This is a genomic window from Mycoplasma procyoni (assembly GCF_017052595.1).
GTDB classification, from domain to species: domain Bacteria; phylum Bacillota_I; class Bacilli_A; order Mycoplasmatales; family Metamycoplasmataceae; genus Mesomycoplasma_A; species Mesomycoplasma_A procyoni.
In genome coordinates this window covers 25,939-43,464 of record NZ_JAFIDB010000002.1, presented here as the reverse complement: position 1 = coordinate 43,464, position 17,526 = coordinate 25,939, and the positions used below count along the sequence as shown (strand labels likewise).

The window sequence follows — 17,526 nt, the reverse complement described above, 5'->3', positions numbered from 1 at the left end:
ATATAATAAAATCTTTAATCCTTAAGATAATAAATCTTAAAGAGCTTATTAGTTGTTGATTTTTTCAAGAACAACTAGGTTTTCAATGTGATATGTTTTAGGAAACATATTAAAAATTTTCATAAATTTTATTTGATATTTTTTAGATAAAGCAGCTATATCATTGACTTGAGTTGCTGGATTGCAAGATAAATAAATAATTCTTTTAAAGTCTAAATTAGCTATTTTATCAACAACTTCTTTTTTGAGACCTGTTCGATCGGGATCAACAATCAGTGTTGTGTTTTGTGTGTTTTTGTATTGTGATAAAAACTTTTCAACAGAAGCATTAACAAACTCGACATTATCTAATTTATTAATTTCTTTGTTTTCAAGAGCATTTTTAAATGAAGATTTATTAACTTCAACACCAATTACGGCTTTTGCTTTTTTAGAAGCAAAAGCACTAATAGTTCCAATTCCTGAATAAAGATCTAAAACATTATCACCTTGCTCGATAAAGCTAATTATCGTGTTATAAGCTTCTAAAGTAACTTCTTTGTTAACTTGATAAAAAGAACCGATTCCAACCTTAAATTTAAAATCACCTAAAGTATCTGTTGTAAAGAGATTATCGCTCTTTTTACCAACAATTAGACTATCTAACTGTCTTAAAATAATTTTTCCTTTTTTATCTGTTTTTGGCTTTATTTCACTTAAAAGAAAGTCATCTAAATAATAGATTTCATTTGTGTTTTTCTTTTTAAGACCGCCATCAAACAAAGTGATTTTGTTTCTGTATCTTAGTTCTTTTTGTCCTGCGAAATATTCTATATTTTCAAGCTGTTCTACAGGGATTTTCCCTTTAAAAAGGTTTTTAATGTTGTAGATTTTATATTCTTTTTCTGCCTCTTTATTCATGTGCATAAGTTCATAACCGCCGATGTATTCAACACCTTCTGGTAGATTATAATTTCTGTTTTTTGAGGCTTTAATTAGTTTAGAAACCTTACCAATATAGTATTTTTCTTTTTGCTGAATTACTTCAAACTCAACTTCTTCTCCTAAAATACTAAAAGGTAAATAAACAGGTTTTTGATTATATATTCCAACACCTTCTCCTTTTTGATTGTAATAAACAATTTTAGTTGAGGGCATTGTTTAGTTCTTCTTTCAGATTCTCAACAATTTTTTCTTTATTAATAGATCATTGTAGTTTGTTGATTTGTTTTAAATTATAACCTTTAGAGAATAAGAAGTTATTTTGATCTTTGTATTCAATAAAGTCTTCATAAGAGTTGTATTTATTAAAATCATCAACTAAAAATCCTGATAAAAGATTGTTATATTGATCTAAAATTGCAATGTCAATATTTTTAGTTCCTATAGAATAGTTTTCAATAATTGATAAATTATATTGTTTAATAAAGTCGCTTTCTCTAATCACTTGTGCAATTTCTGAAATTAAATTACTTGAGTTTTTTCTTTTTCTGATTTGAGAATCGATATTGATGTAGTTTGTTCTTTCTTCTTTTGATAATTCTAAAAATTGAAGTCAGTTTTTAAGCATCACCATATCTTCTCTTGCACCTAAAACATCTATTTCTTCCGCTTTAATTGATTTTATAATAATCATTTTTTGTTTAGCTCTTGAAATTGCAACGTTTAGTGCGTTTTGACCTCCAGGTCTTGCGATGTAAGTTGAGTGTAGAGCTGCGTTTTTGTCATAAGCAATCGAAATAATTAAAAGATCAGCTTCATCACCTTGAATGTTTTCAATGTTTTTAAGAAGTAGTTTTTCATTATAGATTGCTTCTTCAAGATCTGGATGAGAAGAGAAAATCATATTTTCAATTTCATCTCTTTGAGTACTGTTGAGTGTAAGAAGAATAATTTTTTCAAATTTATCAAGGTTTTCTTTTGTTTTTTGGATTGCAAAGTCCGCTTCTACTTTGTTGATTTTTTCTTCTCAAACTCCATCAACCTGAAATACTTCAATTGGTTCAAACTCATTTGGATTGTATTTATCAATAACTTCAAGCTTAGAATCGTAGAAGTGTTTTGAAGAAAAGGTCATTAAAGAAGCAAATTGAGAACGGTAGTTTTTGTCTAAAAGAACAGAATAAACCCCTTTATAGTTTGCATAACTTAATACAGATTTAACGTCTCCTAATTCAGTTTCTTCATCAACGTTTCTTGTAGCAAATCAGCTGCTTGGTTGCATCTGTTTGTCATCTCCTGCAAGGATCTTAATTTTTCCTAAATACAGGATAGGAAAGGCTTTTTCGATAAAAATTTGTGATGATTCATCTAAGATTACATAGTCAAATTCATTCTTTGATCACTTACTTAATTCTGTGTCTACAGAAGAAATAATGATTGGGAAAAGAATCTTTATAATCTCTGCGTTTTCTAGAACAAATTTATAAGGGTTTTTGGTTTTCTTTCTTGCTTGGAAAACAAATTGGTTGTATAAACGTCTTTGCTCTTCTGAAAACTTAAGGATTTTTTTGTAAAGACGAAGGTAAATGAAATCAGCAATTTCTTGACCATCATTTAGTTCTTGTTTTTTGTTATCAAAAACATAGTTATAAAAGGCATCAATATCCTTTAGGTTTTCAGGTTTGATGTTTTCGATTTTATCTGTAAGTTCTTTAATGTTTCCTTTGTAGTTTAGAAGATCTTTGTAAATTATTTCAGCGTCTAAATCAGCACTTTTATCAAAGAATTTTTGGAAAATATTTGCTTTTTTACCTTGTTTAGCTTCTAAAATAGCAATTTTAAGTTTTTTAAGATTTTTAGGAGCTTCTGTGTTGTTAAGATCAATATTTTTGCTTAATTGAAAGAGTGTTTCAACTGTATCAAAAGCAAGTTCCGGAACTTCTCTTTTTAAAAATGAGTAAGTTTCCAGTAAGTTTTCATAGTCTTCAAGTCCTTTAATTTGTTTAAAGGAATCAATGTATTTTTTCTCATCATCATAAATGATTTTTAGTGTTTCAAATTTAGCATTTGATTCAAAATTTTCAAGTGTGTTAATTAAGTTTTCAATAGGATCAAAGAATGTTTTTTTATTCATGTTTTTATCATTAAGAATAAATAAACAAAACGGTGATAGCTCATTCATTCTGCTCTTTAGAACATCTAAAGCAGCTTTCTTTTGTGAAACAACTAAAGCTTTTTTGTTGAAAAAGAGAATGTTTGCAATGATGTTGGAGATGGTTTGAGATTTTCCTGTTCCTGGAGGACCTCAAATAACTGTGTTGTGACTTAAAGCAGACACTGTTGCTTTGTCTTGTGAGTAGTTTGTTTTATTTAGTTTAATAAAGTTAAAAGTATCTTCGAAAATTGTTTTGTGAATTCTCTTTTTATAACGATTTTTATCAAACTCTACATCCAAAATGGTATCTACTTCATCGTTGTCAATGATGTGTTCCATAACTTTTCTTTGGTAGCTACTAAAAGAGTTGAAAAGACCAAGAACAATTCCTGGATGGAATTGTAAGTTTTTGTTTCAATTTTCGTCTTTAAGACTAATTTTTTGACTCAATCCTTTTAAAGAAGGGATTTTGTAGTTTGTTCAGTCTTTTGAAATTGTTTGTTCTAGTTCTTCTAAACTAAAGTTTGAGACATCTTGGTTAACATCAACTAAAAAGCCACCTTTTTCGAGTAATCAAACAAGTTTTTCGTTTAATTTAAGTTCTCCATTGGAGAATAAAATTGGTCTTGAGTTTTCAATATCAATATTTACTTCTTTTAAAAATAAAGGAGCAAACACCTTTCTGTTTTCTAATTCAACAGACACAAAAACAGCACCTATTTGCATAGGCCAGATATTTCTTTCGTTGTTAATAGCTTTTGCTTTAGCTAAAAATTTCTTTCATTTTAGATTTGATTTTTGAATTCTTTCTTCATTTCTTTCAATAAATAAAGAAAGATTTTTATCAAAGTCTTTTTCAAATCTTTTAAGATCTTCTGCAGAAATGTTTTGCTCGTGAATTTGAGCTAATTCTAAAATTCCATCAATTGAAGTTGCTTTGTGTAAGCTTTTTGTAAATTTTTTAAGATTGTATTCATCTAATGGAATTCTAAAAGAAGCATTTGTATAAACTTTTTCTAAGTGTTTTTCATCTAAAAGCTTTGTTAAATCGATGAAATCGTGTTCATTGATTGTTACAAAAAACGAAGTGTCATTAGGACCTAAATCAAATAAATTATCAAGAACACTCTTGTATTTATCTTTGTTTTTCTTTGCTATTTCATATTCATTACTATACATATTTTTCCTTTATTTAATTATATTTTCTATTTGTTGTTTTAAGTATTCAGCGTTGTTTCCAACAATTAAATTTATGTAGTTAGAAGATGCTAAAACGCCTGAAATTCCCTTTAGAGACTGTATTTTTTGCAGTTCTAAATTCTTTGTGTTGTTTAGATAAATTTTGATTTTTTTATGGCTGTTTTCAACTTTTGTGATGTTTTCTTTATTGCCTAATAAAGAAATTAATTCATTAAGATTAAAAGGGATTTTTGTGCTTTGTGATAGTTGATTGTGTTGAGTTGGCTTTGCGGCTTTTTTTCAGTAGATTCAAATCAAACCAAGTGTAATAACACTTAAAAAACCAACTAAAAATTTATCTTTTGTTTTCATTATTTCTCCTTGTGTTTTTGTAATAGCACTCACAACATTACTCTTTTGATTCTGCTGGATGTATACCTTTTTGAATTAGTTTTATTAACAAATTCTTCATATGTTTCAATATCTATATTTTTTTTAAAAAGATTTTCCATCCCTTCAGAAATCATAGGGTTTTTTGCTAATTCTTCAGCTGGTGTATTTCTAACAATTTCTTGAAAATCTTTGTAATAATTTTCAATTCGATCGGGAAGCGTCTCAAACTTCATTGGTGTATATTTTGAAACATCTTCACCAGCAAAAATCATTTTTCTAATTAAAGAAGCTGAAGCGAAATTTTCATTTGTTTGCTCAGAATGGAAACCCACAGTTCTTTTAATTGTGTAAGGTTTAATGTTGTAGTTATTAAAGACGATTGCTTTTATGTACTCTAAACCTAAAATGTCGTTAGGCATTGTAATTTCAGCTCCTGTAAGTTCTCCAAGTGCTTTTGCTGAAGCGTTTGGAAAGGAAAAACCCTGTTTTAAAAAGCCTTTGAGTAGTTTGTTGTAGATTTCTTCGTTGTAGTAGATTGTTTCAGCGATTTTTACTAAAGACTCAACATCATCTGATTCGCTTCCAAAAAGAAGTTTATCAATATTGTGTTTTGCGATGATGTCAATTGCCCCTTTAGCAAAAATATGAGCTGCCTGTGTTGCATATTCAAAAGGTAGCTCAATTACTTCATCTGCCCCATGTTGTAGTGCCATTTGTTTTCTTTGTTCAAAAGAAGCAACAGCAAGCTCGCCCCTTTGGACATATTTTCCAGATAAAATAATATAGACTTTATCATTTGGAAAATGTTTTTTAATGTATTCTAGTTGATATTTGTGTCCATTGTGAAAGGGATTGTATTCTGCTATTACTGCTATTGCCATATTCAAATTTTATATTAATTTAGCCAAAAAATAGAAAAAATTTTGTATTTTTTGAAAAGAAAAATCTTAGTCAAAACTAAGATTTTAAACTATTCAATTTTTGAAGTATCGAATAATCCACTTGTTTCTAAAACAGGCTTGATTGATACTCAAATTGTAGGGTCGATTTGTTTGAGTTGCTCAATTAGAGGTTTTGCTTCTAAATATAAACAAACCGTTTTAACTTTATATGTAGATTTTCCTGTGTATCCTGAAGTTCCTTCTCAAATATTGTATGAGTGTCAGTATCTCATATTTTTTAAGTGAGCAACGATTTTTTCAGGTTCTGCTGTGTAAAAAGAAATTGAAACTTTTTTGTATTTTGGGAAAATTCAGTTTACAACAATTGAAGTTAAGAAGATATAGATCATTGTTGAAACAACTTGGATTCCTAAAACTCTATAAATTTTTCCACCGATATCGAAGTGACCTAAAATACCAAAAATTAAAAGGGAACTGAATGCAATTATTAAAGAAATAATAAACATAAATTTACCAATTGATTTTTTCTTTTTGGTTGAGTAGTAATAAGAAATAATGTCTGTTCCACCTGTAGATCCACCGAATTTTCAAGCTAAACCAATTGAAACTCCAATTAAAATCGCTCCAATTACTGTGTAGTAAATAAAAGGAAAAACAATTGAGTTATCTTTTAGTGCATTTTCTACATTTCAGTTTTGTGGTGTAATTGAAACGTGATACACTAAAAACTTGTGTATTTCTGTAATGTTAAACACTAATTGTCATAAGTTTTGGAAAAGCATTCAAATAACTGTTAGTAAGATAAATGACTTTTTGAGATGCTTTCAAAAAATAATTAATAAAGGCAAGTTGAATGCTAAATATAAAAGTGCAAAATAAGGTTGAGTTTGAGGCACAATGTAAGTAATAAGTGTTGGAATCGCTGTTAGTCCTGAAGGAATTGTTTTGGATTGTGAAAGAATAATTGTGATTCCAAAAGAAAACATCATTGATGAAATAAGCATCATAAAAATTGAAAAAGGTTTTCTTTTTATTACTTGTAAAAAGGTTTGTGGGGTAGTTTGGTGTTCTAAATTGATAATTTCTTTAGAAATTGCATGAAATCTGTTCTTTTTGGTCTTTGGAGGTTGATTGTGTTTGTCTTTGTCGTGTTTCATTTTAGTTCCTTAAAATAAATAAATAAAATTTTATAATAAATTCCAAAATTCTTTATTAAAAATAAAACTTATTTTCAAAAATTAATCTATAAAGAGATTTTTTTCGATTTTTTGAAAATTGTAATTTTTTTATTTCCATTTTTTAACTTTTTTATTATTATTTTATAACTTACAAAAAAACAAAAAAGGAGACATTATGATTATTGGAATAAGTGGAATGATTAGCAGTGGAAAAAGTACACTAACAAAAAGTTTAGTACAAAAATTTCCTAATTCAGAGCTTTTATTAGAATTTAGCGAAAGCGACGAAGTATTCAATACATTTTTAAAATGATTTTATGAAAAAAAGGAGAACTTAACAATTGGTTTTCAAACTTATATTATTGAGTCACACTCTTCAATTTTTTCAAAAATGTTAAAAGATTTTAATGAAAAAAATAAAAACAACACACAAAAAGGACATTTCTTTTTAGATAGATTCTCTTTAGAACACTATATTTTTGCCAAAATAAATCTTGCCCAAAAAGATGAAAAATACATGAGAGCATATGATGCTGCTTTTAAAGAATTAATTACAAAAGAAGAATTACCAGAGCTTGCTATTTTTCTTGATGTTACTTTTGAAACATTTAAAGAAAGATTTTTCAAAAGAGAAAGAGCTGTTGAGGTTGATAACTGAGAAATTAACAAGGATTATTTTGAAATCTTACACAAAAATTACAAAACTATTTTTGAAAAATTGTGTAAGGATTATAATTTAAGTTATGAAATCGTTGATACAAACAATCTTTCAGAACAAGAAGTTGAAGAAAAAGTTATTAAAATTATTGAAAAATACCAAGAAAGATAAAAATGTTTAAAAGAGCATTTTTATCTTTTTTATCGCATTTTCCTTCAACAAAACAAAGATGACAATTATATTTTAAAATTGCTGTTCCTATTGTTTTTTCAGGGATTTTAGTTTCTTTTAATGGTTTTATTGATAACTTTATGGTTACTAATATTTCAGGAGGAGTTGCTGCTTTAAGTTTTGCAAACAGCTATACAGGAATTATTACAGGAATAATAATTAGTATAAACATTATAGGAACTGCAATTTTTGGCCAGTATCGAGGCTCTAGCAACAAAAAAGACAAAGACATAGAAGTAATAAGGGCAAGATATATTATTTGTCTTGCGTTTGTTCTTGCGTTCTTTGCAATTATTTGAATCAGCCCAGAGTTCTTTATTTCTTCTGTGGCCAAAAAAGACTCAAAAGGAGACCAAGAACAATATTTAAACATTTTAAATCAAGCAACTGACTACATTAAAATTGTGTCATTTTCTTGAATTCTTACAGGAATTACCTTTACTTCTGTATCTTTATTAAGAGAAACAGGAAATGGTTCAATTTCTTTTTACATCTCTCTAGCTGCTTTAGGCGCTAATATTGTTTTAAACCTTACATTAATTCCTCATTATGGAGTTGTTGGATCAGCTTGAGCAACAATTGCTTCAGGGATTGCAACCTTAATAATGTCTTTTATTTTTATTTGATTTAAAGCAAGAAGATATTTCTTTAAGGTGCACTTGTTATTTAAAGTTTCAAAAGAAATTTGAAATCACTTTTTCAAAAGAATTCCAAGTTTTATTTTAAGTTCAACAAGCTTTTTATTTGTTTCTGTAAGAACTTTTTTATGGGCTAGTGCTTTTAAAATAGGTTCTTTAGGAGAAGGTGAATACAAAAATATTTGAGGACTTGGGTCTGGAGATATTTTAGGTATAACAGCTTCTTTAACAAACATTTTTACATCCGCTTTTGGAGTTATTGGAGCAAATATTGCTCTGTTTGTAGGGGCTAAATTAGGAAATAACGAATTTGAAGAAGCTAAAAAGAACGCAAAGGAACTAAAGGGATTTCATGCTGTTTTAGCAATGTGTTTATCTTCAATGTTTGCAATAATTATTATTTTTATACCACTGATGTCCTTTTTAGCAGGTGGATTAGAACACGGAGTAGAACAGAAGCTTAAAGATGCTGGAAAATTAAGTCCGGAGCAAATAAAAACACAGGTAGAAATGGCAAAATCCTACTATTTAAAAGAAATTCAACTAACCTGTATTTCAATTGCTGTTTTCAATCCAATGTGAATCTACTTTGCAACAAGTATTAGAATTATTGATTCGGGTGGAAAAACAAACTTAACAGCAATCATTCAATTTTTAATCAGTGTATTACAAATGGCTTGACTTGCTTTAATAGTTTATTTAATGGTTCCGGGACATATCGAAACTTTCAGATATCCAATGGGATTTTTCTATTTTATATTCTTTATTTCAGACTTTGTCAAGATGATTGCTTTTGAAATCATGTACCAAAAAATTCATTGAACAAAAAACATCACACAACACTAAAAGACTGCTTGGCAGTTTTTTTATTTTTCTTTTCATTCTATTGCTCTAAAGTGGTAAAATTTAAATAGTAAATTAAAGGAGAAAAAATGAAAACAATAAAAGAAATTATTTTAAATGCTCAAAAATTTGATGGTCAAGAAATTAAAGTTTTAGGTTGACTGACTGGTTCAAGAGGAAACATGAACATCAAGTTCGTTACAATTAACGATGGATCTACAGTTGCTAACCTACAGGTGGTTCTGAAAAAAGAAAATGTCAACCTTGAAGAAGTTGATAAAGCAAGAGACGGAGCTTCAATCAAAATTGAAGGAATTCTAAAATATACTCCTGACTCAAAACAACCAATTGAACTGCAAGCTACAAAGTTTGTGTTGCTAAAAAACACAGACGAAGATTTTCCTATTCAAAAGAAAGAAATCTCACTAGAGGCACTTAGAGAAATTCCACACCTAAGACACAGAACAAGACTATTTAAGTCAATTATGCTAATCCGTTCTACTTTAGCGCTTGAAATTCACAAATTCTTTTCACAAAATAATTTCCTTTATGTTTCTGCTCCAATAATCACATCAAACGATGGAGAGGGAGCTGGTGAAGCTTTTGTTGTTGATGATGAATCAGAAGGAATGTTTTTTGGTAAAAAGGCTACATTAGGAGTTACAGGACAGCTACATGCTGAATCTTATGCAATTGGAATGAATAAGGTTTACACTTTTGCTCCTACTTTTAGAGCTGAAAACTCTCACACCAAAAAGCATGCTGCTGAGTTTTGAATGGTTGAACCTGAAGTTGCTTTTTATGAACTTAAAGACATTATGCAACTTGCAGATAAGATGCTAAAATCTGTTATTTCTGCAACAATTGAAACAAACTCACTTGAATTTGATTTTCTTGATGAATATCTAGGAATTGATGTAAGAGAAAGATTAAAGCAGTTTATTGCAAAAGAATTACAGTTTATTGATTACAGAGACGCAATCAAAGAATTACAAAAAGTTAAAACAAGATTTGAAGAACAGAACATTGAATTTGGACTTGATTTAGGAACAGAACACGAAAAATATCTTGCAGAAGAATTATTCAAAGGACCTGTTGCTGTAATTAACTATCCAAAAAGCTTCAAAGCGTTCTACATGCACCAAAATGAAGATGGAGAAACAGTTGCTGCCTTTGATTTATTAGTTCCAGGAATCGGAGAGCTAATCGGTGGTTCACAAAGAGAAGTTAGATACGAAAAATTACAACAAAGAATTAGAGAACTTTCAATTCCAGAAGATGATTTACAGTGATACATGGACTTAAGACGTTTTGGAGACTCTGGTTCATCTGGATTTGGTCTTGGTTTTGAGAGACTTGTAATGTATGTTACAGCAATTGATAACATCAGAGACGTAATTCCGTTCCCAAGAACATCAAATAACCTAAAAATGTAAAGGAGATTTTATGAAATTATCTATTGTTATTCCTTCATATAAACAAAAAAATGAATTAAAATCAGTGCTTGATTCCTGTATAGCGCAGAAAAAACAGGATTTTGAAATTATTTTAAATTTAACAAAACCTACAAACGAAGAATTAAAATTAATTGAGAACTATAAAGAAATTTTTAAAGACAAATTAAAAGTTATTTTTACAACTAAAAGACAAGGTGTTGTAAACAACATTGAAACAATGCTTAAAATTGCCGAAGGAGACTATTTTATTGTAGTCTTCCCTGAAACAAACCTAAAAGATTTCTTTGTTGCTAAGTTTTTAGAAACAGCAAAAAAATTCAAAACAGACATCATTGAATTTAGACCGCAATTCAAGGGATTTTTCAAACTTGAACCACACAAACGTTTAGAAGACTCTAAAATTTTTAAAATTCAAGAAAACAAAGAGGTTGTTGCATACACATTCCCTTTAATTTTTAATAAATTCTTTAAAACAGAAAAATTTAAAGAAATCGCTCAAGCAAGAAATTATCGTGATGCAAACAACAAATTTTTAATTGATTTACTTTACAAAACAATTATTTCCTTTGACACTTTTGTTTATATTGATGAAGTTATAATTAACGAATGAAATAACAATATTCCAATCTCAAACCCAATGCAAATCTTAAGAGATTGAAGTGAAATTGATCAATTTACAACAGAAAATTTCCCAAATTTTAAAGCAGAAATCCAGTATGCAAAACTTTATCAACTTGAAGTTTTCTTCCCTGCAATTTTAGGTCTTACAAAAGTTTCTTTACTACAAAGAATTTTAAAACACGAAGAAAAATTTTCTCCACTTGTTTTAAAATACTATGACAAACTCAAAGAAATAAGAAAAGCGGAATTCAATTTATGAACAACAATTAACAGATACATTCTTCAAAATTGCGAAGAAAGTAAATTAATAATCCAAAGCTTTTCACCATCAAAATGAATAACTCTACACAAAAAAATATAATTAAAGCTTCAAAACTAGCTACTTTTTGGATTAGACTGTTAGCTGGTTTTGTTGATATTCTTATATTTTTGTTTTTTTCTTTTGTAATTTCGTTTTTATTATTTCATTGATCAACAAGCAAAGAAACATTTTATATAAGTTACTTTCTTTGATTTATTTTAGAAATATTTTTATTAGCAGGATTGCAAATCATAGCTCCTTTGTTTGATTCTAAAACTCAAACATTAGGAAGAAAGATTTGTAAATTAGGAGTTACTTTTAGTGAACCAATTAACAAAACAAAGGATAAAATAGTCTTTTTAGTAAAAAAAGAAATTCCTTTTAGCGTTATTTGAATCATTTTACTAACTTTATTTCCGATTGTAATAAACCCAGATTTGGCTCATAAATGACTTTCAAATCCAAATGTTGGAAAAATTAGTGTAGCAAAACTAAAAGGCTTTTCTAATTTAGAAATCTTTTTAATCACTTTCCCTGTTTGATTTTCTTATTTAATTTTTATTGCTATGTTTTTATCAATGCTTTCAATATTAATTAGCAAAAGAAAAATGTCTTTTATGGACATATATTCCAAAACAAGAACAATCTATTTAAATAAAACAATTGATATTAAACAAAAAGTTATATTTGAACCAGAAGACGCAAATTGAGAAGAAGTTATTTGAAAATAGAAGGAGGCAGAAATGGTTAATGCCGATCACCAAAAAGTAGATTTAATTGCAAATCTAAACAAAGAACAAAAAGCTGCTGTTTTATACAACAAAGGACACCTCAGAATAATTGCTGGTGCTGGAAGTGGTAAAACAGGAGTTTTAACAAGAAAAATAGCTTATTTAATTCAAGAAGAATTAGCCAATCCTTCTGAAATTTTAGCTGTAACTTTTACAAATAAAGCCACTCAAGAAATGCAAGAAAGAGTTGTTGATTTAATTGGTCAAAAGGGTGCTTCTGCTTTTATAACAACATTCCACTCACTTTGCAACCACATCTTAAGAAGAGAAATCGAAGTTTTAGAAGGTTATAATTCTGGTTTTGATATTTTAGATGCTTCTGATCAAAAATCAATTCTTGAAAATATTTACAGAAAACTCTCAATCACAAACAAAGACATCACATATGGTTCTGCTCTTGATCGAATTTCTAAATGAAAAAACAATGAAATTGAACCAGAAGACATCAAAGTCGAATCTCTTGAAGAAGACGAAGAAATTCATTTTCAAATTTACAAACAATACCATCAACAAACACAAGAACTCAAAGCTCTTGATTTTGATGATCTTCTAATTTTTGTTGCCAAAATCTTTAAAAACTTTCCAAATATACAGAAAAAATGGGCAAATAAGTTTAAATACATTTTAGTTGATGAGTTCCAAGATACTTCAGAACTGCAATTTGATATTGTAAAATCACTAACCTCAACAAACGCTATTTTAACAATAGTTGGAGACCCAGATCAAACAATTTATACCTGAAGAGGAGCTGATCCAGACTTAATTGTTAACTTCAGTGATTTTTACAAAGACACAACAACAATTACACTAGCTCAAAACTATCGTTCAACTCAAATCATTCTTTCTGCAGCTAACTCACTAATCAAAAATAACAAAAACAGACTTGAAAAAAATCTTTTCACAGAAAATGAAGGAGAAGATGAAATTCAGTTTTATCATGCTTTTAACATGGAATCTGAAGCAAGATGAGTTGTTCATAAAATAGATGAACTTAAAAAGAAAAAAGTTCAACTAAAAAACATTGCCATTCTTTATCGTTCTAACTTTTATTCAAGAGCTTTTGAAGAAGCACTAATCAACGAAAACATTCCTTATCAACTATTAGGTGGACAAAAATTCTTTGAGCGTAAAGTTATTAAAGATGCCATTGCTTATTTAAAAGTTATCAATGATGGTTCAACAGTAGGTCTTTTAAGAATTATTAATGTTCCTTCTCGTAAAATTGGACCAGTTGCTATTCAAAAAATAGTTGAGTTTGCAAACAATAAAAACATGAGTCCTTTTGAGTGTTTAATTGATTACTTTGGAAACCTAAAACAACTAAAAACACAGGCAAATTTCCAAGAATTGCCTCTTTCACACAATTTACAAAAAGAAGTTGTTAAGTTTCTAAACGACATCAACTGATCAAGAAAAATGATCAAAGATGGACACCCAATTCATGCTATTTTAGAAAAATTCCTCGAAAGAATTAAATACATGCAATCAATGAAAGTTCAACCAAACGAAAAACACGAAGCACAACAAAACATTAATGAGCTTTTAGCTGCAATAAAATCTTGAGAAAACAAAAACAAAGATAAAGGATTAAATGCTTATTTAGACGAAATTTCACTACTTACAGACTCTGATGAATTAGGCTCAAGTTTTGGAGGAATTACTCTAATGACAGCTCACAGCTCAAAAGGACTTGAGTTCCAAAATGTCTTTTTAGTTGGAATGTCTGAAGGGATTTTCCCAAGTAGAAGAAGTTTAGAAGATAAAGATATTGAAGAAGAAAGAAGACTTGCTTATGTTGCTGTAACACGTGCTAAAGAACGTCTATTTATCAGTGATTCTGGTGGAAGTTTCTATGACAACAACCAACTTTCTCAAACATCTCGTTTTGTTTCTGAAATGGGAATTAAATCAGAAAAACTACTTAACTTTACAAGAATAAGTCAAGACGGAAAACTTAACTACTCAAAAGATGATAAAGCTGCCGAATTAATTGCTGGTGATATTGTAAATCACATCGTTTTTGGACAAGGAATTGTACTTGAAATTCAAGGCGATGTTGCTGTCATCAAGTTCCAAAAAGATGGCTTAATCAAAACACTTCTTAAAAACCATAAATCATTAGAAAAAATACAGTTATAAAGGAAAAAATAGATGGATTATAAACTCTTAATTTATGTTTCTGTATTAATAATATGTGCTGTTGCGATAATAATTGCAACAGTTTATATTTTTAGATACACAACAAAAAAACTGCGTAGAAGTAGCTCGTTGATTGTTCCAATGCTTTATGATCACGAACAAAAACGTATTAGAATGATTGATGTTAAGTACCTTGACAGTGCTCAAGAAGTTTTTGGACACAGAGAACACATTTACTCTGGAAACTGACTCTCAATCAATGAATTCTCAAAAACTATTACAGAAAACTATCGTGATCAATTTTTAGAAAACATTGAAACTTGAGAACATGAGTTTATGGATGTTGTTATTGCAGATAGAACCAAAAACAAAAAGATTGATTCTTATAAAAAATATAGCTTTATGTTTACAGAAAGCGACAATGAAAAAATGATTTTAATTTTCAGAAACAAAGTTTCTAAAATTACAATCAAGCCACCATTTTATTTAAGAAAAAAAATCAAATTCAGCAAATTTAGAGACATTAAAAACTCAAACAAAAACTTCCATTTATACATCTCATTTTCTCTAAAACAAATCTGAAACAGTGAAAAATCTGTAAAACAAATTATGGAAAGATTTTTTACTTGACACCCTGAATACAGTTTTATAATCAATGAAATTATTTACGAAGATGGTGTTTTATCTTTAGGTTTTAGAAGAAAAAACAAAAAAGCACTTCCAAAAATTAAAACAAGACTAATCAAAAAATTTCTAAAATTCAGAAACAATTATTTCTATAACGAAATAGCTGTTATTGCTGAATCTTCTTATTCAGAATCTCTAATTTATGGTCCGAGAATTAAACCTTTAGTAAATTATTCCCTTTGAAAATCATCACAACAAAAAACAATTTTTGAACTTGATTTACCTTATGTAATTGATTATTCAAGAGAAATGGAAGCTTTTGGAGAAGCAAAAGATCAATACAAAAGACTTGTTAATAATGATGCAATGCCAATAACTGAAATTTCTATTTTAAAAAGGAAAAAACCGATTGATTCAAAAATTATTTACCCAGACGTTCCTAAAAAAGTGATGAAGTTTTTCAATGAAAGAGAGAAAGAAAGGCTGTTTAACGAGCTTGCTAGTCACTATTTAGAAAATCCTAACCCAAATTCAATCATTTTCATTAATTCATCACTCTTTTTAAAACAATATAAAACCTTTAATGAAAACACACCAAGCTTAATAATTAAAACAAGAAATTATTCAAGTTTCTTAAAGGAATTTAAGAATCAAATTCATGAAAATGATTTCAAAAATTGAGGATTGTATGTTGATAGACTCAACATTCACTTCTTCTCTTTATTAAAAGAATTAAAACCACAATTTCTTGTAATTTCTTATTTAATTACAGAACATTTAGAAAACAGTGGAGTAGCACTTTCGCTCGAAACACTGCTTAAAATCTGTAAACTTAATACCATCTCAATCATCTATGAATTCTCTGAAAACGAACCAGATAAAATTCACACAAAGAGACTCGATGTTATCTTTAACTACAAAATAGAAAAATAAACAATAAACAAGGAGAAAAAATGTCAAAAGAAATAAAAGTAATATTAATTGAAAATGAACCAAAACTAAAATTCCAAATCAACTCTGACGATGTTAAAAAAGGCGATTTCTTTTATATTCAAACAGATAATGAAAAAGAATTAGCTCAATTAACTCAAGCAATTGAGCTGCAACTAACAAATGATTTAAGACAAAAACTAACATCTGAAATTATTGATAAATACAAAAAAGAAAATCCAGAATACAAAGGTTTATTAGAGTCAATAGACAAATACAAAAACGACTTAAATGAAAACAAAAACCTTCTTACACAAAAAGACGGAGAACTTAAAAATGCTGAATTATCCGCGTTTGAGAAATTTAGAAAAAGCGATGAGTATCTAAAACTACAAAAAGAAATCAACGATCTTAAACAACAAAACGCTGACAATACAGCTTTAGTAAAAGAAAAAGATGCAAAAATTTCTGGACTAAAAGCAGAAGCAATTGAAGAATTTAGAAAAAGCGATGAATTTAGAAAACTTCTACAAGAACTTGAGCAGCAAAAAGAAATTAACAATCAAAATAACACCAAAATTCAAGTTCATGCACAAGAACTTAAAACAACTAGAATTGAAGCCGTAGAACAATTCAAAAAAACAGAAGAATATACAAAAATAGTTGCTGAAAACTCAAAATTAAGCAAAGAACTTTCAAAACTAGAACAAGAAACAGTTAATATGGAACAAAATTTCCAACTTAAATTCGATAGTGAAATAGCAAACCAAAAATTAGCTTTAACAAATGAAAATATTGAATTAAAAAACAAAATCGATCAGCTTGAAAGGTCAAGAGGAAACAACTCAAAACTCATTGGAGAAGAGCTAGAAAGATATGTTTCTGAAGAAATACTGCGTGATGGCTTTGATATGATGTCTGGAATCAAATACGAAAAAACAACAAAAGCAATAAACGGAAAAAAACCAGATTTTTATTTTGAAGTTCAAAGTAAACAAAAAGAGGAATTAGTTTTAGGAAGTGTTGTAATCGAGGTTAAAGCTCAAAGCACTTCAGGAAAAACAAAAAATAGTGAACACTTTGAAAAACTCGAAATGGACAGAATTAATTTCAACGGAGATTTCTCTCTTTTAATTACTGAATTAGAACCTGAATTAGACTTTTCGATCACTTTCGATTCTGAATATCCAAAAATGATTATTGTAAGACCAGCTTATGCAAAATCTGTTTTAAAATTAATTGCAGCCAGTCTTTGAGCTAGAGAAAATGAACTTATTGATCAAAATGAATTCAAGTCAAACAAAGAAATTGTTGCTGAATTTGAAGAACTTAAAAACACATTATTACAAAAGGAACTGCGCTTTTTAAGAGAAAAGGCAAATTCAATTCTTGATAAAGCTACAAAAATTATTTCAACAGCAGAAAAAATTCAAGAAGAAGCTGAAGCTCAAATTAATAGATACATTGAAAACGCAGCTAAAAGGCTTCAAAAATTCAGTTTTAAAAAAGCTGATGTCAATGATCAAATCGAAATCGATGAAGACTAATAACAATAATCACTA

The 17,526-nt window shown here is 28.5% G+C and carries 13 protein-coding genes; 8 read left to right on the top strand and 5 right to left on the bottom strand.

Annotated elements, in window-relative coordinates; translation table 4 throughout:
- Nucleotides 1-48: 48 nt before the first annotated feature.
- The 5 genes from JV122_RS01110 to JV122_RS01090 form a co-directional block, all read right to left on the bottom strand.
- Complete coding sequence (locus tag JV122_RS01110; RefSeq protein WP_205842666.1) at nucleotides 49-1,137, bottom strand: class I SAM-dependent RNA methyltransferase; 1,089 nt, start codon at nucleotides 1,135-1,137, stop codon at nucleotides 49-51.
- Entirely contained in the window at nucleotides 1,124-4,255 is a 3,132-nt protein-coding gene (locus JV122_RS04900) for an AAA domain-containing protein (RefSeq protein WP_205842665.1), read from the bottom strand. The genes JV122_RS01110 and JV122_RS04900 overlap by 14 nt, the downstream gene beginning before the upstream one ends.
- A gap of 9 nt (nucleotides 4,256-4,264) precedes the next feature.
- On the bottom strand, nucleotides 4,265-4,627 hold the full coding sequence (locus tag JV122_RS01100) for a PTS glucose transporter subunit IIB (protein WP_205842663.1): 363 nt from the start codon (nucleotides 4,625-4,627) through the stop codon (nucleotides 4,265-4,267).
- The gene (locus tag JV122_RS01095; RefSeq protein ID WP_205842661.1) at nucleotides 4,627-5,529 is read right to left on the bottom strand and encodes a nucleotidyltransferase; all 903 of its coding nucleotides are present in this window, start codon (nucleotides 5,527-5,529) and stop codon (nucleotides 4,627-4,629) included. The genes JV122_RS01100 and JV122_RS01095 overlap by 1 nt, the downstream gene beginning before the upstream one ends.
- Before the next feature lie 89 nt (nucleotides 5,530-5,618).
- Complete coding sequence (locus tag JV122_RS01090) at nucleotides 5,619-6,707, bottom strand: YitT family protein (protein WP_205842659.1); 1,089 nt, start codon at nucleotides 6,705-6,707, stop codon at nucleotides 5,619-5,621.
- A 196-nt stretch (nucleotides 6,708-6,903) separates the two neighbouring features.
- Here JV122_RS01090 and JV122_RS01085 point away from each other — a divergent pair, with 196 nt between their 5' ends.
- The 8 genes from JV122_RS01085 to JV122_RS04885 all read left to right on the top strand — a co-directional run bounded on the left by JV122_RS01085 (nucleotide 6,904) and on the right by JV122_RS04885 (nucleotide 17,511).
- Nucleotides 6,904-7,557 (top strand): deoxynucleoside kinase, encoded by a 654-nt coding sequence (locus JV122_RS01085; RefSeq protein ID WP_205842657.1) that lies wholly within the window; start codon nucleotides 6,904-6,906, stop codon nucleotides 7,555-7,557.
- 2 nt (nucleotides 7,558-7,559) lie between these two features.
- Entirely contained in the window at nucleotides 7,560-9,101 is a 1,542-nt protein-coding gene (locus JV122_RS04895) for an MATE family efflux transporter (protein WP_205842655.1), read from the top strand.
- Nucleotides 9,102-9,187: 86 nt separating this feature from the next.
- Entirely contained in the window at nucleotides 9,188-10,534 is a 1,347-nt protein-coding gene (gene asnS / locus JV122_RS01075; protein ID WP_205842653.1) for an asparagine--tRNA ligase, read from the top strand.
- Nucleotides 10,535-10,544: 10 nt separating this feature from the next.
- Nucleotides 10,545-11,537: a glycosyltransferase gene (locus JV122_RS01070; protein ID WP_205842651.1), complete on the top strand. Its 993-nt coding sequence runs from the start codon at nucleotides 10,545-10,547 to the stop codon at nucleotides 11,535-11,537.
- Nucleotides 11,510-12,208 carry an RDD family protein gene (locus JV122_RS01065; protein ID WP_205842649.1) on the top strand — a complete coding sequence of 233 codons (699 nt, stop codon included), beginning with the start codon at nucleotides 11,510-11,512 and terminating at the stop codon, nucleotides 12,206-12,208. The genes JV122_RS01070 and JV122_RS01065 overlap by 28 nt, the downstream gene beginning before the upstream one ends.
- A 12-nt stretch (nucleotides 12,209-12,220) precedes the next feature.
- Complete coding sequence (locus JV122_RS04890) at nucleotides 12,221-14,407, top strand: ATP-dependent helicase (protein WP_205842647.1); 2,187 nt, start codon at nucleotides 12,221-12,223, stop codon at nucleotides 14,405-14,407.
- Nucleotides 14,408-14,419: 12 nt separating this feature from the next.
- Nucleotides 14,420-15,967 (top strand): MHO_4530 family protein, encoded by a 1,548-nt coding sequence (locus JV122_RS01055; RefSeq protein ID WP_205842645.1) that lies wholly within the window; start codon nucleotides 14,420-14,422, stop codon nucleotides 15,965-15,967.
- 20 nt (nucleotides 15,968-15,987) lie between these two features.
- Nucleotides 15,988-17,511 carry a DUF2130 domain-containing protein gene (locus tag JV122_RS04885; protein ID WP_205842643.1) on the top strand — a complete coding sequence of 508 codons (1,524 nt, stop codon included), beginning with the start codon at nucleotides 15,988-15,990 and terminating at the stop codon, nucleotides 17,509-17,511.
- Nucleotides 17,512-17,526: the final 15 nt, after the last annotated feature.